Source organism: Pelomonas nitida (genome assembly GCF_043555975.1).
In the GTDB taxonomy this organism is placed as follows: Bacteria; Pseudomonadota; Gammaproteobacteria; order Burkholderiales; family Burkholderiaceae_C; genus Pelomonas; species Pelomonas nitida.
Map to the genome: position 1 here is coordinate 405706 of NZ_JBIGIA010000001.1, position 24353 is coordinate 430058.

Annotated in this window: 21 protein-coding genes and 1 tRNA gene; 16 read left to right on the forward strand and 6 right to left on the reverse strand. The window is 68.0% G+C overall.

Annotation, left to right across the window (positions count from 1 at the left end; translation table 11 throughout):
- Positions 1-297: 297 nt before the first annotated feature.
- The gene (locus tag ACG00X_RS01765) at positions 298-1032 is read right to left on the reverse strand and encodes an IclR family transcriptional regulator (protein ID WP_394486208.1); all 735 of its coding nucleotides are present in this window, start codon (positions 1030-1032) and stop codon (positions 298-300) included.
- A 33-nt stretch (positions 1033-1065) separates the two neighbouring features.
- Between ACG00X_RS01765 and hmgA the strand changes: the two genes are divergently transcribed.
- The 8 genes from hmgA (at position 1066) to ACG00X_RS01805 (ending at position 9830) form a co-directional block, all read left to right on the forward strand.
- Entirely contained in the window at positions 1066-2388 is a 1323-nt protein-coding gene (gene hmgA, locus ACG00X_RS01770; protein WP_394486209.1) for a homogentisate 1,2-dioxygenase, read from the forward strand.
- Positions 2385-3620, forward strand: a complete 1236-nt coding sequence (gene fahA, locus ACG00X_RS01775) for a fumarylacetoacetase (RefSeq protein WP_394486210.1) — start codon at positions 2385-2387, stop codon at positions 3618-3620. Before hmgA ends, fahA begins: the two co-directional genes overlap by 4 nt.
- A gap of 226 nt (positions 3621-3846) precedes the next feature.
- Complete coding sequence (gene urtA, locus ACG00X_RS01780) at positions 3847-5097, forward strand: urea ABC transporter substrate-binding protein (RefSeq protein WP_394486211.1); 1251 nt, start codon at positions 3847-3849, stop codon at positions 5095-5097.
- A gap of 130 nt (positions 5098-5227) precedes the next feature.
- Positions 5228-6769 carry an urea ABC transporter permease subunit UrtB gene (urtB, locus tag ACG00X_RS01785; protein WP_394486212.1) on the forward strand — a complete coding sequence of 514 codons (1542 nt, stop codon included), beginning with the start codon at positions 5228-5230 and terminating at the stop codon, positions 6767-6769.
- Positions 6766-7812: an urea ABC transporter permease subunit UrtC gene (gene urtC, locus ACG00X_RS01790; protein ID WP_394486213.1), complete on the forward strand. Its 1047-nt coding sequence runs from the start codon at positions 6766-6768 to the stop codon at positions 7810-7812. The genes urtB and urtC overlap by 4 nt, the downstream gene beginning before the upstream one ends.
- Positions 7809-8642, forward strand: a complete 834-nt coding sequence (gene urtD / locus ACG00X_RS01795) for an urea ABC transporter ATP-binding protein UrtD (RefSeq protein ID WP_394486214.1) — start codon at positions 7809-7811, stop codon at positions 8640-8642. The genes urtC and urtD overlap by 4 nt, the downstream gene beginning before the upstream one ends.
- Positions 8643-8782: 140 nt before the next feature.
- Positions 8783-9475: an urea ABC transporter ATP-binding subunit UrtE gene (gene urtE, locus ACG00X_RS01800; RefSeq protein ID WP_394486357.1), complete on the forward strand. Its 693-nt coding sequence runs from the start codon at positions 8783-8785 to the stop codon at positions 9473-9475.
- 16 nt (positions 9476-9491) lie between these two features.
- Positions 9492-9830 carry a hypothetical protein gene (locus tag ACG00X_RS01805; RefSeq protein WP_394486215.1) on the forward strand — a complete coding sequence of 113 codons (339 nt, stop codon included), beginning with the start codon at positions 9492-9494 and terminating at the stop codon, positions 9828-9830.
- Between the two features lie 3 nt (positions 9831-9833).
- Here the strand turns inward: ACG00X_RS01805 and egtD are convergent, their stop codons facing one another.
- The 3 genes from egtD to ACG00X_RS01820 all read right to left on the reverse strand — a co-directional run bounded on the left by egtD (position 9834) and on the right by ACG00X_RS01820 (position 12413).
- The gene (egtD, locus tag ACG00X_RS01810; RefSeq protein ID WP_394486216.1) at positions 9834-10808 is read right to left on the reverse strand and encodes an L-histidine N(alpha)-methyltransferase; all 975 of its coding nucleotides are present in this window, start codon (positions 10806-10808) and stop codon (positions 9834-9836) included.
- Positions 10805-11959, reverse strand: coding sequence for an ergothioneine biosynthesis protein EgtB (egtB, locus tag ACG00X_RS01815; RefSeq protein WP_394486217.1), 1155 nt, complete (start codon positions 11957-11959; stop codon positions 10805-10807). Before egtB ends, egtD begins: the two co-directional genes overlap by 4 nt.
- A 70-nt stretch (positions 11960-12029) precedes the next feature.
- Complete coding sequence (locus ACG00X_RS01820; protein WP_394486218.1) at positions 12030-12413, reverse strand: VanZ family protein; 384 nt, start codon at positions 12411-12413, stop codon at positions 12030-12032.
- 166 nt (positions 12414-12579) lie between these two features.
- Between ACG00X_RS01820 and ACG00X_RS01825 the strand changes: the two genes are divergently transcribed.
- The 8 genes from ACG00X_RS01825 (at position 12580) to ACG00X_RS01860 (ending at position 23108) form a co-directional block, all read left to right on the forward strand.
- The gene (locus tag ACG00X_RS01825) at positions 12580-12951 is read left to right on the forward strand and encodes an HlyD family secretion protein (RefSeq protein WP_394486219.1); all 372 of its coding nucleotides are present in this window, start codon (positions 12580-12582) and stop codon (positions 12949-12951) included.
- A 132-nt stretch (positions 12952-13083) separates the two neighbouring features.
- Positions 13084-15177: a 3-hydroxyacyl-CoA dehydrogenase NAD-binding domain-containing protein gene (locus tag ACG00X_RS01830; RefSeq protein ID WP_394486220.1), complete on the forward strand. Its 2094-nt coding sequence runs from the start codon at positions 13084-13086 to the stop codon at positions 15175-15177.
- Positions 15178-15205: 28 nt separating this feature from the next.
- Entirely contained in the window at positions 15206-16381 is a 1176-nt protein-coding gene (locus ACG00X_RS01835) for an acetyl-CoA C-acyltransferase (RefSeq protein WP_394486221.1), read from the forward strand.
- 197 nt (positions 16382-16578) lie between these two features.
- Positions 16579-18375, forward strand: a complete 1797-nt coding sequence (locus ACG00X_RS01840; RefSeq protein WP_394486222.1) for an acyl-CoA dehydrogenase — start codon at positions 16579-16581, stop codon at positions 18373-18375.
- A 171-nt stretch (positions 18376-18546) separates the two neighbouring features.
- On the forward strand, positions 18547-19338 hold the full coding sequence (locus ACG00X_RS01845; protein ID WP_394486223.1) for an SDR family oxidoreductase: 792 nt from the start codon (positions 18547-18549) through the stop codon (positions 19336-19338).
- On the forward strand, positions 19328-19780 hold the full coding sequence (locus ACG00X_RS01850) for a PaaI family thioesterase (protein WP_394486224.1): 453 nt from the start codon (positions 19328-19330) through the stop codon (positions 19778-19780). Before ACG00X_RS01845 ends, ACG00X_RS01850 begins: the two co-directional genes overlap by 11 nt.
- Before the next feature lie 230 nt (positions 19781-20010).
- Positions 20011-20646 (forward strand): RpiB/LacA/LacB family sugar-phosphate isomerase, encoded by a 636-nt coding sequence (locus ACG00X_RS01855; RefSeq protein ID WP_394486225.1) that lies wholly within the window; start codon positions 20011-20013, stop codon positions 20644-20646.
- A 188-nt stretch (positions 20647-20834) separates the two neighbouring features.
- Positions 20835-23108, forward strand: a complete 2274-nt coding sequence (locus ACG00X_RS01860; RefSeq protein WP_394486226.1) for a DEAD/DEAH box helicase — start codon at positions 20835-20837, stop codon at positions 23106-23108.
- 125 nt (positions 23109-23233) lie between these two features.
- Here ACG00X_RS01860 and ACG00X_RS01865 read toward each other — a convergent pair.
- Both ACG00X_RS01865 and ACG00X_RS01870 read right to left on the reverse strand, forming a co-directional pair.
- Positions 23234-23309: transfer RNA gene (locus tag ACG00X_RS01865), tRNA-Thr, on the reverse strand.
- A gap of 33 nt (positions 23310-23342) precedes the next feature.
- Positions 23343-24353 carry a class 1 fructose-bisphosphatase gene (locus tag ACG00X_RS01870; RefSeq protein ID WP_394486227.1) on the reverse strand — a complete coding sequence of 337 codons (1011 nt, stop codon included), beginning with the start codon at positions 24351-24353 and terminating at the stop codon, positions 23343-23345.

A 24353-nucleotide genomic window follows, 5' to 3' on the forward strand; every position in this document is an offset into this window, starting at 1 on the left:
ATCTATTCGCTAGCGCGTTGATTTGGAACGAAGTTTCGTTCCCGTGCACCGCCGCTGTGCGCCGCAACCGATGCAATTCACCAAATATATAAACTGCTTAACATATATTAACTTTGCAGAAATATATGTAACGACAATTTGGGTGAATGAATTGGCTTTTGCCGCATTCCGGTGCCACAGGGGATTGATTGACGCGAAAGGCCCGTGCGGCGCACCAGAATGGAATGCAATTTGCCGATAAATTGCAAAATTAGTTTGCTTGGACCCCGCCAAACAAGCCTGTCGCGAAGCTTGCAGTCAGTGACCGAGCTTGCGCGACAGCGACAGGGCGGCCTGGCGCAGCGTTTGAGCCAGGGTGCCGTCGAGGGCGGTGTCGAAATTGGCGCTGGGGCCGATGGCGGTGATCGTCAGGGCCAGGTGGTTTGCCGCGTCGAACACGGGGGCGGCCGCCGCGCTGATACCGGGCAGCACGCTGTCGCGTGAGGTGGCCAGCCCGGCTTGGCGCACCGCTTCAAGCGTCGCGTCGTCGGGCAGCGGTTCGCCCAGCGCGGCGGCATCGGCCATTCGCCAGGCGGAGAAGAGTCGCCCCGAGGCCGTGCCCGCGAGGCTCATCACCGTGCCATGGCGCATGCTGATGTGCACGGGTGTCGGGCCTTCGGCGACGCGAACGATCGTCGGGCCGCGTGTGCCCCAGACGGCGATGGCCACGGTGTGGCCCAGTTGCCGGGCGAGTTCCTCGATGACGGGCGTTGCCAGCCGCACCGGGTCGTATTGCTGCAGGCTGATGAGGCCCAGTTGCAGCGCCAGCGGCCCCAGGCCGTAAGGCCCGCTGCCACCGTCCTGCTCAACCAGGCCCAGCTTGATGAAGCTCACCAGGTAGGGGTGGGCCTTGGCGGGCGTCATGCCGGCGTTGCGGGCCAGGTCCTTCAAGGCCATGGGGCGGCCCTGGTGGGCCAGGGCCAGCAGCAACTGGCCGCCAACCTCGATGCTCTGGATGCCCCGCGGCTCGCGGGGCGTGCTGCCGTCCGTCATGCGGAAAATTCTATATTGCTGAATCCGTTCGCAATGAGTAAATTTGGTGCCCATATGGGCACGACCGAACTGATTACCGAACTGACGTACCTCACCGGCTTTGGCAACCAGCACAGCAGCGAGGCCGTGGCGGGCGCCTTGCCGATCGGGCGCAACAGCCCGCAGCGCGCACCGCATGGGCTGTATGCAGAGCTGTTGTCCGGCAGCGCGTTCACCGCACCGCGTGCCGCCAACCAGCGGACCTGGCTGTACCGGCGGCGGCCTTCGGTCGTCGTTGGCGGCTATGCGCCGTTGGCTCACGCGGGGTGGAAGACCGGCGCGGCGCAGGGCGAGCACGCGCCGCCCGACCCGCTGCGTTGGGGCCCCTGGCTGGCGGCGACCGAAGGCGATTTCGTCGACGGGCTGCGCAGCTACGCCGTCAACGGCGAGCCGGGCCTCGGCGGCATGGCAGCCTTGGCCTATGCCGCCACGCGCGACATGGGCCGGCGCGCCCTCGTCAACGCCGACGCGGAGATGCTGATCGTGCCGCAGCAGGGGCGGCTGCGGCTGACGACGGAGCTGGGGCGGCTCGATGTCGCGCCCGGCATGATCGCCCTCGTGCCGCGGGGCCTGGCTTTCAAGGTCGATCTGCTGGACGGCAGCGCGCGTGGCTATGTCTGCGAGAACCACGGCGCGGCCTTCCGGCTGCCAGAGCTCGGGCCCATCGGTTCCAACGGCCTGGCCAACCCACGCGATTTCGAGGCGCCGGTGGCCTGGTTCGATGGGGCGGCCGGCGAGTACGAGGTCGTCAAGCGCTACGGTGGCCGGCTGTGGCGCGCCACGCAGGGCCACAGCCCGTTCAACGTCGTCGCCTGGCACGGCAACCTGGCGCCCTACCGCTGGGACACGGCGCGCTTCATGGCGATCAACACCGTCAGCTTCGACCACCCGGACCCCAGCATCTTCACGGTGCTGACCAGCCCCAGCGACACGCCGGGCTGGGCCAACGTGGACTTCGTGATCTTCCCGCCGCGCTGGATGGTGGCCGAGGACACCTTCCGCCCGCCCTGGTACCACCGCAATGTCATGAGCGAGTTCATGGGCCTGGTGCTGGGGCAGTACGACGCCAAGCCCGAGGGCTTCAAGCCGGGCGGCGCCAGCCTGCACAACAGCTATGTGCCGCATGGCCCCGACAGCGAGGCCTTCGACAAGGCCAGCGGTGCCCACCTCCAACCTCACAAACTCGACCACACCCTGGCCTTCATGTTCGAGACCCGCTGGCCGCTCCTGCCTACCGCCTGGGCGTTGAGCGACGCGCCACTGGAGACGAGCTACGCCGATTGCTGGCAGGGCCTGAAAGACGACTTCAACGCATGACCACCCTCGACCACACCCACGACGCCGCCGCCCGCTCCTGGGTTGCCGCCGCCAACGACCCCGCCACGGACTTCCCGCTGCAGAACCTGCCGTTCTGTGCCTTTCGCAGCCTCGGCTCGCTGGAGCCGTTTCGCGTTGGCGTCGGCATTGGCGACCAGATCCTGGATCTGTCGGGCTGGGGCATCACGGACATGAATGCGCTGATGGCGCGCCGGGGCACCGAGCGCCGCGCGCTGCGCCACCGCTTGTTCGACACGCTGAAGGAAGGCGCGCCTGCCGTGGCGCTGCTGCCGCAGGCCCATGCCGAATTCACGCGGCCCTGCCGCATCGGCGACTACACCGACTTCTACACGGGCATCCACCACGCCCGCGCCGTTGGCCGGCTGTTCCGGCCGGACAACCCGCTGCTGCCCAACTACCAGTGGGTGCCCATCGGCTACCACGGCCGTGCGTCGTCCGTCGTCGTCAGTGGCACGCCGCTGCGGCGCCCGCGGGGGCAGGTCAAGCCGCCAGATGCCGACGCGCCCGTCTTCAAGGCCAGTGCCCGCATCGACTGCGAGCTGGAGCTGGGCTTGTTCGTGGGCCCGGGCAATGCGCTGGGTGAGCCGTTTGGCATCGACGAGGCCGACGAGCATGCCTTCGGCCTGACGCTGCTCAACGATTGGTCCGCGCGCGACATCCAGCCCTGGGAATACCAGCCGCTCGGCCCCTTCCTGGCCAAGAGCTTCGGCACCACCATCTCGCCCTGGATCGTGACGATGGAGGCGCTGGCGCCTTTCCGCCTGCCGTTCACCCGGCCCGAGGGCGACCCCCAGCCCTTGCCCTATCTGGATTCGCCCACGCACCGCGCGCAGGCCGCGTTCGACATCGAGCTGGAAATCTGGCTGCGGACGCCCGCCATGGCCGCGCCGGTGCGGCTGTCGCGTTCCAACCTGCGCCACGCCTACTGGTCGCTCGCGCAGATGCTCACCCATCACGCCAGCAACGGCTGCAACCTGCAGCCGGGCGACTTGCTCGGTACCGGCACCATCAGCGGCCCTCAGCCCGAGGAGGCGGGGTCGCTGCTGGAGCTGACGGCCGGCGGCAAGCAGCCGCTCACGCTGCCCAACGGCGAGCAGCGCACCTTCTTGCTGGATGGCGACGAGCTGGGGCTGCGGGCGTATGCCGAGAAGCCGGGGTTTCGGCGCGTCGGCTTCGGCGCCTGCGACGGGCGCATCCTGCCGGCGCTCTGATCCCAAGCGCCGCGCTGACTCAATGCGGGGCAGGGCGTCTCATGCCGGTGCGCTGAGCCGTTCGGGCGGGATGCTTGTGGTGCGTGCGCACTGAGTGAGGGCGGATTTTGCGGCGCGCGATGCCGCCAAAGCGGTGTGGCGCGGCGTGATGAAGTGCGCGCGCCTGGCACGGGGCTTGCGCTGCAGGGGACTGGCTACCCCTCATACCCACTACGGAGGTTTCCTGATGCTTCGTCGTTCCGCCCTCGCCCTGGCCGCTGCCGCCAGCCTGTTCGCGCCTGCTGCCTTCGCTGCGGACACCATCAAGGTTGGTGTGCTGCACTCGTTGTCCGGCACCATGGCCATTTCCGAGACCGTGCTCAAGGACACGGTGCTGATGGCCATCGATGAGATCAACGCCAAGGGCGGTCTGCTCGGCAAGAAGCTGGAGCCGGTGGTGGTGGACCCGGCGTCCAACTGGCCGCTGTTCGCCGAGAAGGCCAAGCAGCTCATCTCGCAGGACAAGGTGGCCGTCGTGTTCGGCTGCTGGACGTCGGTCAGCCGCAAGAGCGTGCTGCCGGTGTTCGAGCAGACCAACTCGCTGCTGTTCTACCCCGTGCAATACGAGGGTGAGGAACTGAGCAAGAACGTGTTCTACACGGGTGCGGCCCCCAACCAGCAGGCCATTCCCGCCGTGGAATACCTGATGAGCAAGGACGGCGGCGGCGCCAAGCGCTTCGTGCTGCTGGGCACCGACTACGTCTACCCGCGCACCACCAACAAGATCCTCCGCGCCTTCCTGCACAGCAAGGGCATCAAGGACGAGGACATCATGGAGGACTACACGCCCTTCGGCCACGCGGACTATCAAAGCATCATCGCCAAGATCAAGAAGTTCTCTTCCGAGGGCAAGAAGACCGCCGTCGTGTCGACGATCAACGGCGACTCCAACGTGCCCTTCTACAAGGAGCTGGGCAACCAGGGCCTGAAGGCGACGGACGTGCCGGTGGTGGCCTTCTCCGTGGGTGAGGAAGAGCTGCGCGGCGTGGACACCAAGCCGCTGCAGGGCCACCTGGCCGCGTGGAACTACTTCATGTCCATCAAGGGCCCGGCCAACGACGCCTTCATCAAGAAGTGGAGCGACTACGCCAAGGCCAAGGGCATTGCCGGCCACAAGGACAAGCCGCTGACCAACGACCCGATGGAAGCCACCTACATCGGCATCAACATGTGGGCGCAAGCCGTCAAGAAGGCCGGCAGCACCGACACCGACAAGGTCATCGCCGCCATGGCCGGCCAGACCTTCACGGCGCCGTCGGGCATCACGTCCACGATGGACCCGAAGAACCACCACCTGCACAAGTCGGTCTTCATCGGCGAGGTGAAGGCGGACGGCCAGTTCAACGTGGTGTGGAAGACGCCCGGCCCGGTCAAGGCCCAGCCGTGGAGCCCCTACATCCCCGAGAACAAGGGTAAGAAGGACGAGCCGGCGAAATAAGACCCCCCGAGGCGCCAAGGCGCCTCCCCCCAGGGGGCGCCGCCAGTGGCCTGGCAAAGCCAGTTCCACGGCGGCTGCTTGAGGAGCGCGCGTGCGTTCGCACGGCGCTGGTCCGTTCGCTTGGATCTTCATGATCAAACGACTTCTTCTGGGATGCCTGTTCGCGTTTTGCGGCTTGTCGGCCTGGGCCTTGGCGCCGGAGCTGGCGTCGCGCATCGCGGCGGGCGAGAGTGATGACCGCGTCGCGGCGCTGCAGCAGGCGCTGGCGGCGGGTGACGAGTCACTGGGGCCTTTCCTGCGTGCGCTGCAGGACGGCCGCGTGCGGGTCAAGGGCGGGCAGGCGCTGGTCATTGCCGAGGGCGCGGTGGCGCCGGCCGATGCCGAGGAGCCCATGCTCAACAACCGCATGCGCCGCGAGATCGAGAGCGCGCTGGCGGGGCTGGACCTGCTGTCCCGCGACCGTGACGTTCGCGCCCGGGCGCTGGCCACGCTGCGCGACGATGCCGATGCCGCCAAGCTGTCGCTGTTCGAGCGGGCGTTGGCCGCAGAGAGCGACGCCGGGCTGCGCGAGCAGCTCAAGGCGCTGGTGGCCGGCGCCAAGCTGTCCTCGGCCGATCCCGGCCAGCGTCGCGCGGCGGCCGGTGAACTGGCCGGCAGTGCCGACCCCGCCACACGCGCGCTGCTGCTGGAGAAGCTCGGCAGCGAAACCGACCCCGGCGCCAAGGCCGCCATGCAAAAGGCCGTGGCCGACATCGGCGACCGCCTGGCTTGGGGCGAGCGTGCCCAGTTGCTGTTCTCCGGCCTGAGCCTGGGTTCCGTGCTGCTGCTGGTGGCGTTGGGCCTGGCCATCACCTACGGCCTGATGGGCGTCATCAACATGGCCCATGGTGAGCTGTTGATGGTGGGCGCCTACGCCACCTACAGCGTGCAGCAGGCCTTTCGCACCTGGGCGCCTGCCGCCTTCGATTACTACCTGTGGCTGGCCTTGCCTGCCAGCTTTCTGGCCGCCGCGCTGGTCGGCGCGGCGATGGAGCGCAGCGTGATCCGCTGGCTCTACGGCCGGCCGCTGGAAACGCTGCTGGCGACCTGGGGCATTTCCCTCGTGCTCATGCAGGCCGTGCGCACGCTGTTCGGCGCGCAGAACGTGGCCGTCGAGAACCCGGCCTGGCTGTCGGGGGGCTGGGCCTTGCTGCCCAACCTGACGCTGCCCTACAACCGCCTCGCCATCCTCGCCTTCGCGGCGCTCGTGCTCATTGGCATGGCCGCGCTGCTGGCCAAGACACGCCTCGGGCTGATGGTGCGCGGCGTCACGCAGAACCGCCGCATGGCGGCCTGCGTGGGCGTCAACACCGCCAAGGTCGACACCCTGGCCTTCGCACTGGGCTCGGGCATCGCGGGGCTGGCCGGCTGCGCGCTGAGCCAGATCGGCAACGTCGGCCCCGACCTGGGCCAGAGCTACATCGTCGACGCCTTCATGGTGGTCGTGCTGGGTGGTGTGGGCCAGCTGGCCGGCACGGTCTACGCCGCGCTGGGCCTGGGTGTGCTGTCCAAGCTGCTGGAAGGCTGGCAGGGCGCCGTGCTCGCCAAGATCGCGCTGCTGCTGCTGCTCGTGCTGGTCATCCAGAAAAAGCCGCAAGGCCTGTTCGCCCTCAAGGGCCGGAGCGTCGAATGAAGAAGGCGCTGCTCATCGCCCTCGCGGCCCTGGTGCTGCTCGTGCCGCTGCTTCACCTGGCCTTTCCGCCGGGGCATGCGCTGCACCTGAGCGAGTTCTACGTCGGGCTGCTCGGCAAGTTCCTGTGTTTCGCCATCTGCGCGCTGGCGCTGGACCTGATCTGGGGTTTCGGCGGCATCCTGTCGCTGGGCCACGGACTGTTCTTTGCGCTCGGTGGCTACGGCATGGGCATGTACCTGATGCGCCAGATCGGCCGCGACGGGCAGTACCAGTCGGACCTGCCGGACTTCATGGTCTTCCTGAACTGGAAGGAGCTGCCCTGGCACTGGGCGCTCAGCGACTCGCTGGTCGCGCAGGTCATCCTCGCGCTGGCCGTGCCGGGGCTGCTGGCCGCGGTGTTCGGCTACTTTGCCTTCCGCTCGCGCATCCAGGGCGTGTACTTCTCCATCATCACGCAGGCGCTGACCGTGGCCGCCATGCTGCTGTTCTTCCGCAACGAGACGGGCTTTGGCGGCAACAACGGCTTCACCGACTTCAAGCGCATTGCCGGCCTGGCCATCACGTCGCCGGGCATGAAGGTCGGTCTGTGCATCGCCAGCGGCGTGGCGCTGATCGGCTGCTACCTGCTGGCGCGCTGGCTCACGCAAAGCCGCTGGGGCCGCATCCTTCAGGCCATCCGCGACGCCGAAGGGCGCGTGCGGTTTCTCGGTTATGACCCCGTGGCCTACAAGCTCAGCGCCTACGTCATCTCCGCCATGATGTGCGGGCTGGCCGGCATGCTCTACGTGCCGCAGGTGGGCATCATCAACCCGGGCGAGATGAGCCCGGCAGCCAGTATCGAGATGGCGATCTGGGCGGCCGTCGGTGGCCGCGGCACCTTGATCGGCCCGGTGTTCGGCGCCTTCTTCGTCAACGGCACCAAGTCGGTGTTCACGGCCGTCTGGCCCGAGGGCTGGCTCTACATCCTCGGTGGGCTCTTCATCGCCGTGACGCTGTTCCTGCCGCAAGGCCTGATGGGGCTGGCGAAGAGGTTCAAGAAATGACTCCAGAGCTTCTCGAAGCCGGCGCCGAGGCGCACTCGCGCGCGCTGACCCGCATCGCCACGGCCGGCGAGCCCATCTTCAACCAGGGCGTGGCGCTTTACGTCGAAGACCTCAAGGTCGCTTTCGACGGCTTCCAGGCGCTGGGCGGCCTGAGCTTCACCATCGGCGTGGGCGAACTGCGCTGCGTCATCGGCCCCAACGGTGCCGGCAAGACGACGACGATGGACTGCATCACCGGCAAGACCCGGCCCGACAGCGGCCGCGTCTTCTTCGGCAGCAACCTCGACCTGCGCCAGATGAACGAGGCAGCCATCGCCCGCGCAGGCATCGGCCGCAAGTTCCAGAAGCCCACGGTGTTCGAGGCATTGACCGTGGCCGAGAACCTGGAGCTGGCCCTGGCCGGCGACCGCCGTGCCCGCTTTGCGATGCGCGCGAAGCTCAGCGGCGCGCAGCGCGACCGGCTCGGCGAGCTGCTGAAGACCGTGCACCTCGCCGACGAGCGCGAACGCGTCGCCGGCCTGCTGAGCCACGGCCAGAAGCAGTGGCTGGAGATCGGCATGCTGCTGGCGCAAGACCCCAAGTTGCTGCTGCTGGACGAGCCCGTCGCCGGCATGACTGACGAAGAGACCGAGCGCACGGCCGAGCTGTTCCTGAGCCTGGAAGGCCAGCACTCGCTGGTGGTCGTCGAGCATGACATGAGCTTCGTCGCGACGCTGGCCGGCGCGCACCGCACGGTGACCGTGCTGCATGAAGGCAAGACGCTGGCCGAGGGAACGATGGCCGCCGTTCAATCGGATGAAAAAGTGATTGAGGTGTACCTTGGCCGATGAGGACAGCCCACCCCGTACCGGCTGCGCCGGCCCCCTCAAGGGGGCACTCACGGCTGCCCGGCAGAGCCGGATCCGCGTGAATCGCTTGATGTGGGCGGCGCTGCGCCGGCCATGCCGATCTTCGGAGCCTGACCGTGTCCATCCTTGAAGTTGCAGACCTGCACAAGCACTACGGCGGCTCGCACATCCTGCGCGGCCTGGGCTTTGAGCTGAAGCCGGGCGAGATCACGGTCGTCATGGGCCGCAACGGCGTCGGCAAGACCACGCTGCTGAAAAGCCTGATGGGCGTCGTGCCCGTCACGTCCGGCAGCATCACGCTGGCCGGCGAGGGCATCGACAAGCTCAAGACCCACCAGCGCGTGCGTGCCGGTCTCGGCTACGTGCCGCAGGGCCGCGAGATCTTCGGGCGGCTGACGGTCATGGAGAACCTGCAGATGGGGCTGGCCAGCCAGCCCGCCGGCACGCCGCTGCCCAAGGAGTTGTTTGAACTGTTCCCCGTGCTCGACAAGATGCGCGGCCGCCGCGGCGGCGACCTGTCCGGCGGCCAGCAGCAGCAACTCGCCATCGCCCGCGCGCTGGCGCCCGGCCCGAAGGTGCTGCTGCTGGACGAGCCGACGGAAGGCATCCAGCCCAACGTCATCCAGGACATCGGCCGCGTCATCCAGCACCTGGCCCACGACAAGGGCCTGTGCGTCGTGCTGGTCGAGCAGTACTACGACTTCTGCGAGGAACTGGCCGACCAGTACCTGCTGATGCAGCGCGGCGAGATCGTCATGCGCGGTCGCGGGGTCGACATGAAGGCGGATGGAGTGAGGGAGCGACTGGCGATTTGAAGCATCATTCAGCCGTATGCCGAACTGCTACTTTGACGTCGAGACGATCCTGACTGATGGTTTGATCATCGGCCGCAACGAGTACCAGGACATTCCTGTTGGCACCGTCTTCACTGCCTTGCGCAAGTCGAAGCTTGTCGGGGAAATGCCAAACCTCCAGCCGTTCGATTTGGGCGAACTCGCCAACGTGAATCTTCGACTCTTGGAAGTCCAGTGGTATCGCCGCCATCTGGACTTCATCCCTCGCGGGCATACGGCGGGATTGCGTCTCTCAGGAGACGGTATTTCGCTTCTGGCAGAGGCATTGGCGGAACGCGGAGAGCGAGAAAGTGTGAAGCTGCAGTGTTCTTTGTAGTGACTACTCTGCGCAGGCTGCCTCCAACCACAACACCGCAAACCACCCATTCTCATCCGTCCACACCTTGCCCGGTCTGAACCCCGCTCGGGCGGCCAGCGCCTGGAAGCCGTCGACGGTGTACTTGTGCGAGTGCTCCGTGTGCAGCGTCTCGCCCTCGTTGAAGCCGTAGGTCTCGCCGCCCAGCCGCAGCGCCAGCGGCCTTCTCGCCTGCAGGTGCATCTCGATGCGGCAGTAGGCGGGGTTGTAGAAGGCCAGGTGCGCGAAGCCATCGGCCGGGAACTCGGCGCCCAGCTCGTCGCGCGCGCGGGTCAGCACGTTCAGGTTGAAGGCCGCCGTGACGCCGGCCGCATCGTTGTAGGCCGCGTGCAGCACGTCGTGATCCTTCACGAGGTCGATGCCGATCAGCAGGCCGCCGCCGGCCAACTCGTTCGCGGCCAGGCGCAGGAAGGCGTCGGCCTCGGCGGGCGTGAAGTTGCCGATGCTGGAGCCCGGGAAGAAGCCGACGCGGCGTGTGCCGGCCGAGCAGGGCGGCAACGTGTGTGGCCGGGTGAAGTCGGCCACCAGTGGCTGGATGGCGAGGCCGGGGTAGTCGGCCGCCAGACCGTCGCAGGCGGCCAGCAGGTGGGGGCCGGAAATGTCCACCGGCACGAACTGCACGGCATCAAGCGGCATGGCGTCCAGCAGCAGCCGCACCTTGCGCAACGCCCCGGCGCCGTATTCGACGAGCTGCACCTGCGGGCCGAACTGGGCCGCCATGTCGCGGGCGTGCGTCTGCAGCAGCGCGAGCTCGGTGCGGGTGGGGTAGTACTCCGGCAGCTCGCAGATTTGCTCGAAGAGCCGGGAACCGGTCTCATCGTAGAAGTACTTGGGCGAGATGGCCTTGGGCGAGCGGCTCAGCGCCGCGTGCAGGTCGGCAGCGAACTGCTCGTTCTCGGCCGAAGCCCGGGGCTGGCGCCAATCAAGTCCTGGTTTCATCGTGCAAGCCTCACACCGCTGAATTGCCAGCGCGCTGCTGGCGGGAAGAAGTTCCGGTAACTCGGCCGTGCATGGCCTGCCGGCGTGGCCAGGCTGCCGCCGCGCAGCACCTGCTGGCCGACCATGAACTTGCCGTTGTACTCACCGACCGCGCCCGGTGCGGCCTTGAAGCCGGGGTAGGGCGCGTAGCTGGAGCGCGTCCATTGCCAGGCCTGATCCGCGGCCTGCGCAAAGCCCGGCAAACCGCGGGCTGCTTCCCACTCGAACTCGGTGGGCAGCCGCGCGCCGGCCCATTCGGCAAACGCGCAGGCCTCGTAGAAGCTCAGCTGCATGACCGGTGCCTGCGGGTCGAGCGGCTGCACGCCGTGCAGGCCGAAGATGCTGCCGTCCTCCAGCCAATAAAGAGGCCGCTGCGAGCCCTGCGCCTGCACCGCGGCCCAGCCGTCGGATAGCCACAGCAGTGGCTCGCGGTAGCCGCCGGAGGCGATGAAGTCGGCGTACTCGCCGCAGGTGACGAGGCGGTTGCTGATCTGGAACGGCGCGAGCAGCGCGGCATGGCGCGGGCCTTCGTTGTCGAAGGCGAAGCCGTCGCTGGCATGGCCGATGTCGACGATGCCGCCGGGGTGCGGCAGCCAGGCCTGCTCGGGCGCTTCGGCCTTCAGAGGTGCAGCCGCGTCGTAGACCGGCAGCAGCGGGTTGCACGAGAAGGCGTGCAGGATGTCGGTCAGCAGCAGCTCCTGGTGCTGCTGTTCATGGTGGCAGCCCAGCTCGATCAGCGCGGAGACACCGGGCGAGGCGTGCGCAAGCAGGTCGGCCAGCGCGGCGTCGACATGGGCGCGGTAGGCTTTGACCTCGGCCAGCGACGGCCGGCTCAGCAGGCCGCGCTGCGGGCGCGCGTGGCGTGGGCCCAGGCTCTCGTAATACGAATTGAAGAGCCGCGGCCAGCGGTCGTCGAAGCTGCGGTAGCCGCTCAGGTGCGGGGCCAGCACCAGGGTTTCGAAGAACCAGGTGGTGTGCGCCAGATGCCATTTGGCCGGGCTGGCATCGGGCATGGACTGCAGTTGCGCATCCTCGTCCGTCAGCGGCGCGGCCAGGGCCAGCGTGCGGGCACGGGTGGTGCGGAGCAGGTCCGGCAGCAGAGTGATCGACATGGGTCGGCACCGTATCGCAATCTGCTGCCAACGGTATGTCAGTGCAGATGCACTGACTGTAGGACGGGCGCTAGTCCCTTCGCGCCAGCACGGTGGCCGGCCATGCCGCCAGCAAGCCCACGACGATGCCGACAGCGTCGGCCACCACGTCGTGCCAGTCCGCGCTACGGGGCGGCAGGAAGCTCTGCGCGATCTCGATGCCGATGCCGTAGGCCAGCAGCACCGCGAAAAGCACGCGCCACTGCGGCGGCTGCGGCCAGAACGCCCAGACTGCGGTGAAGGCCAGCGACGCAAAGGCCAGCGCGTGGTTGGCCTTGTCCCAGCCGGTGTCGACGGTCTTGGGCGGCGCACCCGAGAGCGCCAGCCAGCTGGCCACGGCGAGCAGCACGGTGAACACATAGCGCCACATCTGGCGACGCTCGGGAGCGGTGAAGAGGGACAGCAGCGTTTTCATGGCGGAGGCATTGTGGCTTGCACGGTGGGCGGCGTCGGGTTTGCCGCGTGACTGCTTTGTGTAGCGCGTTCGCCCGGTGTGGCGTGGGCGCGGCAGAGGGAAATCCTGGCAGCCACACACGGGCTGCGCAGTTACATTTGCCGTGTCGTTGGATGGGGGTAAATCAATGAATAACAGCGTGTGGCTGCCGATGTTGGGCGGCCTGGTGTTTGGGAGCATGCTGACCGGGGGCGGGGCGTACGGTTGGCTGACGGCCCGACTGAAGCGCGAGGAGCAGCGCCGGCAGCAAATGGAGCAGGCGCGGCAGTTTTCGGCGCAGCAGCTGACGCAGGCGCGCAGGCAGGTCGAGCAGTTGCAGCGCGACAACCATGAACTGCGTCAGGCCGCGCGGCCCGCGCCGAGCCCGGTGGCCGAGCCTGCCGAAGCGCCGGACGCTGTGCAGGAGGCGAGGCTTCTGGCGGAGGCCATGCTGGATGGCGCGGAGCCGTTGGAACGCATCATGGACTTCAAGGATACGGAAGTGATGCCACGCAGCTGACGCTGCACCGCACGGCCTTGTCACTGCCGGGACAAGGGGGCGTCACGGGCGCTGCCTAGAATCGAACGGTCGTTCTATTTTCTGGGTCGGCTGCTGGAGACGCGGCACGACCCGTCAACCGAGGTCGTGCCCATGACAGCTCACTACGAAGTTCGCGGCGCCATCGCCGTGATCACGCTCGACAACCCCCCGGTCAACGGCCTGGGGTTCGCCACCCGCGCGGCCGTCGCCGCTGGCGTGGAGCGTGCCGAGGCCGACCCGGCCATCACGGCCCTGGTCATCACCGGGGCCGGCAAGGCGTTTTCCGGCGGCGCGGACATCAAGGAATTCGGCTCGCCCAAGGCCTTGGCCGAGCCCAATTTGCTGAGCCTGATCGCGCTGGTGGAGAACTGCAGCAAGCCCATCGTGGCGGCCATCCACTCGGTGTGCATGGGGGGCGGGCTGGAACTGTCGCTGGGCTGCCACTACCGTGTGGCGCAGAGCGGCACCAAGGTCGCGTTGCCGGAGGTGAAGCTGGGCTTGCTGCCGGGCGCCGGTGGCACGCAGCGCCTGCCGCGCGCTTTGGGCGTGGAGCCTGCGCTGAACATGATCGTCAGCGGTGAGCCCGTCGAGGCGCAGATGCTGGCCCTGGTTCCGGGGCAGAAGCTGTTCGACAAGGTCGTGGATGCCGACGTCGTCGACGCCGCCGTCAAGTTCGCTGAAGAGGTCTGCGAGAAGCGGCCGCTGCCCAAGGTGCGCGACCTCAAGGCTCGTCACCCCAACGCCGAGGCTTACTTCCAGTTCGCCCGCAACATGGTGGGCGGCATGAGCAAGAACTTCCCCGCACCGCTGCGCTGCCTGGAGGCTGTGGCCGGCGCCGTGAACCTGAAGTTCGACGACGGCATGCGCGCCGAGCGCGAAGGCTTCGCGGCGCTGATGCAGACGCCCGAGTCCAAGGCGCTGCGCCACCTGTTCTTCGCCGAGCGCGTGGCCTCGAAGATTGCCGACGTGCCCGAGGACACGCCGCTGCGCACCATCGCCAAGGTGGGCGTCATCGGCGCCGGCACCATGGGCGGCGGCATCGCGATGAACTTCCTGAACGCCGGCATCCCGGTGACGATCCTGGAGACCCAGCAGGAAGCGCTGGATCGCGGCGTCGCGACGATCAAGAAGAACTACGAAGCCCAGGTCAAGAAGGGCAAGCTGAAGGAAGACAAGTACGCACAACGCATGGCGCTGCTGTCGACCACGCTGAGTTATGACGCGCTGAAGGACTGCGACCTCATCATCGAGGCGGTGTTCGAGGAGATCGGCGTCAAGGAGGCGGTGTTCAAGCAGCTGGACGACATCGCCAAGCCGGGTGCCATCCTGGCCTCCAACACGTCGACGCTGGACGTCGACAAGATTGCGTCGTTCACGAAGCGCCCGCAGGACGTGGTGGGCATGCACTTCTTCAGCCCGGCCAACGTGATGAAGCTGCTGGAGGTCGTGCGCGGCAAGGCCACGGCCAAGGACGTGCTGGCCACGGTGATGGCGGTGGGCAAGAAGATCAAGAAGACGGCGGTCGTGTCCGGCGTCTGCGACGGCTTCATCGGCAACCGCATGATCGAGCAGTACAGCCGCCAGGCCGGCTTTCTGCTGGATGAAGGCTGCAGCCCGCAGCAGGTGGACAAGGCCGTCGAGAAGTTCGGCTTCGCGATGGGCCCGTTCCGCATGGGCGATCTGGCCGGCAACGACATCGGCTGGGCCATCCGCAAGCGTCGCTACGTCGACAAGCCCGGCATGAAGTACTCGGCCAGCGCCGATCGCCTGTGCGAGCTGGGCCGCTTCGGCCAGAAGACGGGTGCGGGCTGGTACGACTATCAGCCCGGCAAGCGCGACGCGATCCCGTCGCCGGTGGTCGACGAGATGCTGGCCAAACACCGCGAGGCCATCGGCGCGAAGCAGCGAGACATCAGCGACGACGAGATCGTGCACCGCCTGGTGTTGGCGCTCGTCAACGAGGCGGCGCACCTGCTGGAAGAGGGCATCGCCCAGCGCGCGTCCGACGTCGACATGGTCTACCTGACCGGCTACGGCTTCCCGATGTGGCGCGGCGGCCCGATGTGCTACGCCGACACGCTGGGCCTCTTCAACGTCGTGCAGGCGATGAAGCGCTTTGCGAAGAACCCGATGGACGACGGCGCGTTCTGGACGCCGGCACCGCTGCTGGCCCGCCTGGTGGCGGAAGGCAAGAGCTTCACTTGATCGCAGCGCGACTGACAAGGAACAAGACATGAGCAACGCATTGATCGTCTCCACCGCCCGCACGCCGCTGACCAAGAGCTGGAAGGGCGCGTTCAACATGACCCATGGCGCCACGCTGGGCGGCCATGCCGTCAAGGCCGCCGTCGAGCGGGCCGGCATCGAGGCCGGCGCCATCGAAGACGTGCTGATGGGCTGCGCCAACCCCGAGGGCGCCACCGGCGCCAACATCGCGCGCCAGATCGCGCTGCGCGCAGGCCTGCCGGTCACGGTGAGCGGCGTCACCATCAACCGCTTCTGCTCCAGCGGCCTGCAGACCATCGCGATGGCGGCGCAGCGCATCATCGCGGGCGAGGGCGATGTCTACATCGCCGGTGGTGTGGAGAGCATCTCCTGCGTGCAGCAGGAAATGAACAAGCACATGCTGACGGACCCGGCGCTGCTGAAGATCAAGCCCGAGATCTACTGGAGCATGCTGCAGACCGCCGAGAACGTGGCCAAGCGCTACAACATCTCGCGCGAGCGCATGGACCATTACGGCGCAGGCAGCCAGCAGAAGGCCTGCGCCGCCCAAGCCGCCGGCAAGTTCGCTGACGAGATGATCGCGGTGACCACGACCATGGGCGTGGCCGACAAGGTGATGGGGCTGATGTCCAAGGAAGTCACCGTCAGCGCCGACGAAGGCTTGCGCGAGGGCACCACCTTCGAGGGCATCAAGGACCTGCGCACGGCGCTGCCCGGCGGTGTCATCAGCGCCGGCAATGCCAGCCAGTTCAGCGACGGCGCGGGCGCCTGCGCCCTCGTCAGCGAGCAGTACGCCTCCACGCACAACCTGAAGCCGCTGGGTCGCTTCCTCGGCTTTGCCGTCGCCGGCTGCGAGCCCGACGAGATGGGCATCGGCCCCGTGTTCGCGGTCCCGAAGGTGCTGAAGAAGCTGGGCCTGACGGTGGCCGATATCGACCTGTGGGAACTGAACGAAGCCTTCGCCGTGCAGGTGCTGTACTGCGCCGACACGCTGGGCATCCCGATGGATTGCCTCAACGTCAACGGCGGTGCGATTGCCGTGGGCCACCCCTACGGCGTGTCGGGCCAGCGCCTGACGGGCCATGCTCTGATCGAGGGCAAGCGCCGTGGCGCGAAGCGGGTCTGCGTGACCATGTGCATCGGCGGCGGCATGGGTGCGGCCGGCGTCTTCGAAGTGATCTAGCCCACCCCCTACCGGCTTCGCCGTGCCAAGGCCAGAGGCCTTGGCGTTCGGCAGGCACAACGAGTCCTCAGGACTCCTTGTGTCCAGCCTCCCCCCCCTCAAGGGGGCGAGCCGCGCAGCCCGGTAAAGCCGGATCTGCGGGCTCTGCTGGATGAGTCGGCGGGGCTTGGCCCTGCCTCAATGATGAGGGAGTGCGCATGCGCGAGACCCTGGATTTCCTGCTGTTCGACTGGCTCAAGGCCGGCGAACTCACATCACGTGAGCGCTTCGCCGAGCACTCGGCCGAGACCTTCTCCGCCGTGCTGGACACCTGCGAACGCATCGCCCGCGAGAAGTTCGCGCCGTACAACCGCCTGGCCGACACGCAGGAGCCGCATTTCGATGGCGAGCGCGTGCACCTGCCGCAGGCCACGCACGACGCGACGAGGGCCTATGCCGAGTCCGGCATGCTCGCGGCGGCGCAGGACTACGACGCAGGCGGCATGCAGCTGCCCTGCGTCATCGAGATGGCCGGCAACGCCTTCTTCAGCAAGGCCAGCGTGGCGCTGGGCGGCTACGCGATGCTCACCTCCGGCAACGCCAGCCTGCTGATGGCGCACGGCACGCCGCTGCAGCGCGCGGTGTTCGCCAAGAACGAGTTCGCCGGCCGCTGGTTCGGCACCATGTGCCTCTCCGAGCCGCAGGCGGGGTCGTCGCTGTCCGACATCACGACCCGGGCGGAGTTGGAGGACGAGGCCGATGCTTTGGGCCCGTGCTACCGGCTGACCGGGCACAAGATGTGGATCTCTGGCGGTGACCACGAGATCACCGAGAACATCGTGCACCTGGTGCTGGCCAAGATCCCCGGGCCCGACGGCAAGCTCATTGCGGGCACCAAGGGCATTTCGCTGTTCATCGTGCCGAAGTGGCTGGTGAACGCGAATGCCGAGCTGACCGGCGAGCGCAACGACGTGACGCTGGCCGGGCTGAACCACAAGCTGGGCTACCGCGGCACCACCAACTGCCTGCTGAACTTCGGCGAAGGCCGCTTCACGCCGGGTGGTCGCAAGGGCGCCATCGGCTATCTCGTCGGCAGGCCCGGCGACGGCCTGCGCGCCATGTTCCACATGATGAACGAGGCGCGTATCGGTGTTGGACTTGGCGCTGTGATGCTGGGTTATGCGGGCTACGAGGCCTCGCTGGAGTACGCCAAGCAGCGCCCGCAGGGGCGGCCCATGACCGCCGCCGGCAAAGACGCCGCCAGCCCGCAGCGGCCCATCATTGAGCACGCCGACGTGCGCCGCATGCTGCTGGCGCAGAAGAGCTATGTGGAAGGCGGTTTGGCGCTGGAGTTGTACTGCGCCCGCCTCGTCGACGAACTCCAGACCGGCGAGGACAAGGCGCAAGCGCAGGCGCTGTTGGACGTGCTGATCCCCATCGCCAAGAGCTGGCCCAGCGAGTGGTGTCTGGAGTCCAACTCGCTGGCTATCCAGGTGCTGGGCGGCTATGGCTACACGCGCGACTTTCCCGTCGAGCAGCTGTGGCGCGACCAGCGGCTGAACATGATCCACGAGGGTACGCACGGCATCCAGGCGCTGGACCTGCTGGGCCGCAAGGTCGTGCAGCAGGGTGGCGCCTCGCTGGCTGCGCTGGCGGCACGCGTTCAGCGGACCATCGAGCGCGCCATCCAGACCGACTGGGCGCCGCAGGCCAACCAGCTCGCCGCAGCGCTGGCCCAGGTCGGCGGCGCGACGAAGAAGGCGTGGAGTACCGGCCAGCCCGAGGACGCGCTCGCCAACGCCGTGCCCTATATGCAGGCCTTCGGCCACACCGTGCTGGCCTGGCTGTGGCTGGACGTGGCGCTGGCGGTGTGCGATGACAGCGACTTCGCCCAGGGCAAGCGCGCCGCGGCCCGCTATTTCTTCGCCTACGAGCTGCCCAAGATCGGCGCCTGGCTGGACGTCGTCGCGCGCCGCGAGCCGCTGTGCCGCGACATGAAAGCCGAGTACTTTTGAAGCTGTGAACGGACCCCGCACAGCCGCTCATCCCGCCGCAACGCCGCCACTCGGCGTTGCAAGTGCTCGCCGTAGTCCCTGCGACGGCTCCGCTTTGCGCCTTGATTGGCGCCCCCGCGACGGTCTGCTCGGCCGCGCGCGATTCATTCACAGCTTCAGAGGAGACACACCATGAGCACCAAAGTCCAAGACCTCTTCGACCTCAGCGGCCAGGTGGCCCTGGTCACCGGCGGTTCGCGGGGCCTGGGCCTGCAGATCGCCGAGGCGCTGGGTGAAGCCGGCGCCAAGGTCATGCTGACCTCGCGCAAGGCGGCCGACCTGGAGGCCGCCGTGGCCCATCTGCAGGACCGCGGCATCGACGCGCGGTGGATCGCGGCCGACGCGGCCCGGCCCGAGGAGGCGCAGCGCGTGGTGGCCGAGACGATGGAGCGCCTGGGCCAGATCGACATCCTCGTCAACAACGCCGGCGCCACCTGGGGCGCGCCGGCCGAGGAGCACCCCATCGCGGCCTGGGACAAGGTCATGGACCTCAACATCCGCAGCCTGTTCGTCTTCGCGCAGGCCGTGGCCCAGGCCAGCATGATCCCGCGCCGGTCGGGCCGCATCATCAACGTCGCGTCCATCGCCGGGCTGTCGGGCAACTCGGGCGCGATGAAGACCATCGCCTACAACACCAGCAAGGGCGCGGCCGTGAACTTCACGCGCGCGCTGGCCGGCGAGTGGGGCGCCTATGGCATCACCGTCAACGCGCTGGCGCCGGGCTTCTTCCCGAGCAAGATGACGCAGGGCCTGCTGGCGGCGGTGGGCGCCGAGAAGATGGCCGCGCACGCGCCGCTGAACCGCCTGGGCGACGATGACGACCTGAAGGGCGCCGCGCTGCTGTTCGCGTCGCGTGCGGGCAAGCACATCACCGGGCAGGTGCTGGCCATCGACGGCGGCGTCAGCGCCGTTCATGGACACTGACGGGATGGACTTCCCCATCCCCATTCCCTTCGTCCAGCAACTGGGCTTCGAGCTGCACGCCCTCGGCGACGGCGAGGCCGAACTGCGGCTGACCGTGGCCGAGCAGCACCTGAACTCCTGGCGCGTGGCGCACGGCGGCGTCGTCATGACGCTGCTGGACGTGGCCATGGCCCACGCGGCGCGCAGCGTGAACCGCCACCTGCCCGACCTCGGCCCGGGCGTCGTCACCGTCGAGATGAAGACCAGCTTCATGCGGCCCGGCGAAGGGCGGCTGCGCGCCGTCGGTCGGGTGCTGCATCGCTCCACGACCATGGCCTTCTGCGAGGGCTCGCTCATCGGCGCGGACGACCAGCTCTGCGCGCATGCCACCGGCACCTTCAAATACCTGCGCGCGCTGCCGGCCGGCCGGCAACTCAAGGCGCTGGGCGGCGAGGGCGACTGAGCCGCAAGCCCCTGCTCGCTCACGGGTTTGAGCGATATTTCTGAAACGGCGTTCCACTAACGGGCACAATGGCGCCCGCGCCTGCACCTCCCTGCCGGGGTGCGCGGTGGCCAGGTGGACACCGGACCATGCCGTCCGCTGCCATCGGCCCGACGGCCCGCGCACGAAGCCCTGTGGCCCGCGCCGCGCCGCTTTCGCCACCCATCCGCCTCGACCCGAAAGCCACTGCCATGAAGATCGCCCTCATCATCGAGAACAGCCAAGCCGCCAAGTCGGAGATCGTCCACACCGCGCTGAAGTCGGTCGTGGAGCCGCTGGGCCACAGCGTGCACCACTACGGCATGTACACGCCGGAAGACAAGGCCTCGCTCACCTATGTGATGAACGGCCTGCTGGCCGGCATCCTGCTCAATTCCAAGGCGGCCGACTTCGTCGTCACCGGTTGCGGCACGGGCATGGGTTCCATGCTGGCTGCCAACAGCATGCCCGGCGTGTTCTGCGGCCTCGTCATCGACCCGACCGACGCCTTCCTGTTCGGCCAGATCAACGACGGCAACGCCATCTCCATGCCTTACTCCAAGGGCTTCGGCTGGGCCGCCGAGCTGAACCTGCAGGACTGCTACCGCAAGCTGTTCGAGAACGAGCGCGGCGCCGGCTACCCCAAGGAGCGCGCCGCCATCATGGCCAAGAACCGCGGCATCCTGAAGGACCTGAAGGCAGCCTCCTGCAAGGACATGCTGACGGTGCTGAAGACTGTTGACCAGGACCTGCTGAAGGCCGCCGTGGCGGGCGAGAAGTTCCAGGAGCTGTTCTTCACGAACTGCCAGGACGACGCCATCGCTGCCCACATCAAGTCGGTGCTGTAAGCCCCTCGCCCGGCCCGCCGCGCTGAACGCGGGCGGTCTGGGCGGGACCGCTCTCCGACCAGTGGCCGGAGAGCTTCGGCAGGCACATCGCCGGACGGGCCGGCTTGGGAGCGGCTCGGCGCTCGGCCCGCGCAATTCACTACGCCGTTGCGCCGTATGACCGTCTCGCGGGCTGCGAGACTGTCGCGATGTCTGTTTCTGCCCCTCACCTCACGCTGCGCACGCTGACGCGTGGCGATGGCCTGCTGGGCCTGCGGCCGCGTGGCGCCTTGGGCCCTCGCGGCGAGCAGGTGACGGTGGCCACGCTGGCGCGGCGCGATGCCGACGCCGAGCAAATTCTCCTGAAGCAGGGCCTGATCGCCCTCGACCCCGCGCTGCTGCAGTGGCGCGGCGCGCCGCTGGCCTTGGGCGGTGAGTCCCTGTGGACGCTGGTGCAGGAAGAGTTCTTCGGCGACTTCCATGCCGAGGCCGTTCCTGAGCTGCAGGCGCTGGGCTGGCAGGTCGCCACCGAGCCCGGCTTTGCCCACCACAGCCAGTTCGTCAGCGGCTGGAAGCTGGGCCTGGCGGACGAGGGCGCCGATGCCGCACCCAAGCCCAGCCGCCGCGTCGAGGGCCTGGCGCTGGAGCGCCGCACCGGCGCCTGGCTGGTCAGCCTCGGCATGGAGGTGGACGGCAAGGAGCTCGACCTCGCGCCGCTGATCGCCAACCTGCTGCGGCGCGACAAGCGCTGGCTGGACGCGTGGGCCATCGCGGCCATCGAAGACGACACCCTCGTGTCACTGCGGGCGCCGGGCGGCAAGCGCTATCACGCCGTTGCCGCGCCGCTGAAGGCCATGATGCTGGCGCTGCTGGACTTGCTCAAGCCGGCCGAACTGGAGAAGGGCAAGCCGCTCAGGCTCAACGCCTGGGACGCCGACCGGCTGCGCGTCATCGAGGACGAATCGCCGGGCCGTTGGCAGATCCACGGCGACGCCGGTCTGAAGGCGATGGGGCAGCGCCTGCTGGCGGCCGGCGCACCGGCCGCCGTCGCGCAGCCGCCGGGCCTCGGCCTCGCGCTGCGGCCCTACCAGCTGCACGGCCTGGCCTGGCTGCAGCATCTGCGCGAGCACCGGCTCGCCGGCATCCTGGCCGACGACATGGGCCTGGGCAAGACGGCCCAGACGCTCGCCCACCTGTGGGTGGAGAAACAGGCCGGGCGGCTGGACCGGCCGGCGCTCGTCATCGTGCCGACCTCGCTGCTCTTCAACTGGCAGCAAGAGGCCGCGCGCATCGCGCCGGGGCTGCGGCTGCTGACCTGGCATGGCACAGACCGCGCCGACGCGGACCTGGCCGGTGCCGACGTCGTGCTGAGCACCTACAACCTCGTCTGGCGTGACCTGCGCCGGCTGTCGGCCCAGCCCTGGCATCTGCTCATCCTCGACGAAGCCCAGGCCGTCAAGAACGCGCAGGCCCGCGCGGCGCGCGCGCTGCGGCGGCTGGACGCCCGCCACCACCTCGCGCTGACCGGCACGCCGCTGGAGAACCACCTCGGCGAGCTGTGGGCCCTGTTCGACCTGCTGATGCCCGGCTTCCTGGGCGATTCGCGCACGTTCGCGCGGCACTGGCGCAAGCCCATCGAGGTCAACCGCGACGGCGCGCGCGCACGCCTGCTGGCGGCGCGCGTGCGGCCCTTCATCCTGCGCCGGCTCAAGACCGAAGTCGCGACGGAGCTGCCGCCGCTGACCGAGCTGGTCAGGCGCGTCACGCTGGCGGGCCAGCAAAAGCAGCTCTACGAGAGCGTGCGCGTGGCGGCCGACCACATGGTGCGCCGCATCCTGCAGCGCGACGGTTTCACGCCCACCAGCCTCATCAGCGTGCTCGACGCGATGCTCAAGCTGCGCCAGGTCTGCTGCGACCCGCGCCTGCTCAAGGGCGTGGAGATGGCGCCGCACACCGAGCGCGCCAAGCTCGCCTGGCTGCGCGAGCACCTGCCGGACTTCGTGGCCCAGGGCCGGCGGCTGCTGGTGTTCTCCCAGTTCACCGAGATGCTGGACCTCATCGCCGCGGAACTCGCCGCGCTCGGGCTGCCGCATCTGAGCCTCACCGGCGCCACCCCGGCGGCCCAGCGCGGCAGCGTCGTCGCGCGCTTCCAGGCGCGACAGGAGCCCATCCTGCTGGCCAGCCTCAAGGCCGGCGGCGTGGGCCTGAACCTGACGGCGGCGGACACCGTCATCCACGTCGACCCCTGGTGGAACCCGGCCGTGCAAGCCCAGGCCAGCGCCCGCGCCCACCGCATCGGGCAAGACCAGCCGGTGTTCATCTACCAACTCGTCGCGCAGGGCAGCATCGAGGAGCGCATGCTGGAACTGCAGGCCCGCAAACAAGCCCTCGCCGACGGCCTGCTGGGCCACGACGACGGCAGCCTGCTGGCCAAGTTCAGCGAACAGGAGTTGGGGTTGCTGCTGGTGCCGCTGGAGGACTGACTGAACGGCGTTGCCGCCGCTGCGGTGCCGAGTCAGCTGTGTGGCGTTCCAGATGCCGCGCAGGCGGCAACGCAGGAGCCAGAAACAACAAAGCCCAGCGTTGCTGGGCTTTGTGTGACTTGATCTGGTGCCGGCAAGAGGAGTCGAACCCCCGACCTTCGCATTACGAATGCGCTGCTCTACCAACTGAGCTATGCCGGCTGTGACTGTTAAGTCAGCCTAAGAGTATAGCGCTTAATTTGCGTCCTGGTGATAAGCCGTGATGCGATCGACTTCATTTTTTGAGCCGAGCACCACCGCGACGCGCTCGTGCAGCTTCGTCGGCTTCAATCCCATGATGCGTTCGGTGCCGTTGGTCGAGGCGCCGCCGGCCTGTTCGATGAGGAAAGACATCGGGTTGGCTTCATACAGCAGGCGCAGCTTGCCGGGCTTGTCGGGTTCGCGTTGGTCCCAGGGGTAGAGGAACACGCCGCCGCGCGTGAGGATGCGGTGCACGTCGGCCACCATGCTGGCCACCCAGCGCATGTTGAAGTCCTTACCGCGCGGGCCGGTGGAGCCGGCCAGGCAGTCGTCGATGTAGCGCTTCACGGGCGGCGCCCAGTGGCGCATGTTGGACATGTTGATCGCGAATTCCTTCGTGTCCTCGGGAATCTTGATCTGGTCTTGCGTCAGCACCCAGGAGCCGGTCTCGCGGTCCAGCGTGAAAGCGGCCACGCCGTCGCCGACCGTCAGCACCAGCATGCTTTGCGGGCCGTAGATGCAGTAGCCGGCGGCGGCCTGCTGCTTGCCGGGCTGCAGGAAGTCTTCCTCCGCCACGCCGCGTGCGTGGCCCACCTTGCGCAGCACGCTGAAGATGGTGCCGATGCTGACGTTGACGTCGATGTTGGACGAGCCGTCGAGCGGGTCGAACAGCAGCAGGTATTCGCCCTGGGGGTAGCGGTTGGGCACGACGTAGATGCCGTCCATCTCCTCGCTGGCCATGGCCGCGAGGTGGCCGCCCCATTCGTTGGCCTCGATCAGCACCTCGTTGGCGATGATGTCGAGCTTCTTCTGCACCTCGCCCTGCACGTTCTCGCTGCCGGCGGTGCCGAGCACGTCACCGAGGGCGCCCTTGTTGACGGCGATGGCGATGCGCTTGCAGGCGCGGGCGACGATCTCGATCAGCAGGCGCAGTTCCTGCGGAATGTGGCCGTGCTCGCGTTGCTGTTCGATCAGGTATTGCGTCAGGCTGGTCTGGCGGGACAT

Coding starts and splice junctions, on each gene's coding strand:
- ACG00X_RS01765 (WP_394486208.1), bottom strand. CDS start 1,032: ATGACGGACGGCAGCACGCCCCGCGAGCCGCGGGGCATCCAGAGCATC.
- hmgA (WP_394486209.1), top strand. CDS start 1,066: ATGAGTAAATTTGGTGCCCATATGGGCACGACCGAACTGATTACCGAA.
- fahA (WP_394486210.1), top strand. CDS start 2,385: ATGACCACCCTCGACCACACCCACGACGCCGCCGCCCGCTCCTGGGTT.
- urtA (WP_394486211.1), top strand. CDS start 3,847: ATGCTTCGTCGTTCCGCCCTCGCCCTGGCCGCTGCCGCCAGCCTGTTC.
- urtB (WP_394486212.1), top strand. CDS start 5,228: ATGATCAAACGACTTCTTCTGGGATGCCTGTTCGCGTTTTGCGGCTTG.
- urtC (WP_394486213.1), top strand. CDS start 6,766: ATGAAGAAGGCGCTGCTCATCGCCCTCGCGGCCCTGGTGCTGCTCGTG.
- urtD (WP_394486214.1), top strand. CDS start 7,809: ATGACTCCAGAGCTTCTCGAAGCCGGCGCCGAGGCGCACTCGCGCGCG.
- ACG00X_RS01805 (WP_394486215.1), top strand. CDS start 9,492: ATGCCGAACTGCTACTTTGACGTCGAGACGATCCTGACTGATGGTTTG.
- egtD (WP_394486216.1), bottom strand. CDS start 10,808: ATGAAACCAGGACTTGATTGGCGCCAGCCCCGGGCTTCGGCCGAGAAC.
- egtB (WP_394486217.1), bottom strand. CDS start 11,959: ATGTCGATCACTCTGCTGCCGGACCTGCTCCGCACCACCCGTGCCCGC.
- ACG00X_RS01820 (WP_394486218.1), bottom strand. CDS start 12,413: ATGAAAACGCTGCTGTCCCTCTTCACCGCTCCCGAGCGTCGCCAGATG.
- ACG00X_RS01825 (WP_394486219.1), top strand. CDS start 12,580: ATGAATAACAGCGTGTGGCTGCCGATGTTGGGCGGCCTGGTGTTTGGG.
- ACG00X_RS01830 (WP_394486220.1), top strand. CDS start 13,084: ATGACAGCTCACTACGAAGTTCGCGGCGCCATCGCCGTGATCACGCTC.
- ACG00X_RS01835 (WP_394486221.1), top strand. CDS start 15,206: ATGAGCAACGCATTGATCGTCTCCACCGCCCGCACGCCGCTGACCAAG.
- ACG00X_RS01840 (WP_394486222.1), top strand. CDS start 16,579: ATGCGCGAGACCCTGGATTTCCTGCTGTTCGACTGGCTCAAGGCCGGC.
- ACG00X_RS01845 (WP_394486223.1), top strand. CDS start 18,547: ATGAGCACCAAAGTCCAAGACCTCTTCGACCTCAGCGGCCAGGTGGCC.
- ACG00X_RS01850 (WP_394486224.1), top strand. CDS start 19,328: ATGGACACTGACGGGATGGACTTCCCCATCCCCATTCCCTTCGTCCAG.
- ACG00X_RS01855 (WP_394486225.1), top strand. CDS start 20,011: ATGAAGATCGCCCTCATCATCGAGAACAGCCAAGCCGCCAAGTCGGAG.
- ACG00X_RS01860 (WP_394486226.1), top strand. CDS start 20,835: ATGTCTGTTTCTGCCCCTCACCTCACGCTGCGCACGCTGACGCGTGGC.
- ACG00X_RS01870 (WP_394486227.1), bottom strand. CDS start 24,353: ATGTCCCGCCAGACCAGCCTGACGCAATACCTGATCGAACAGCAACGC.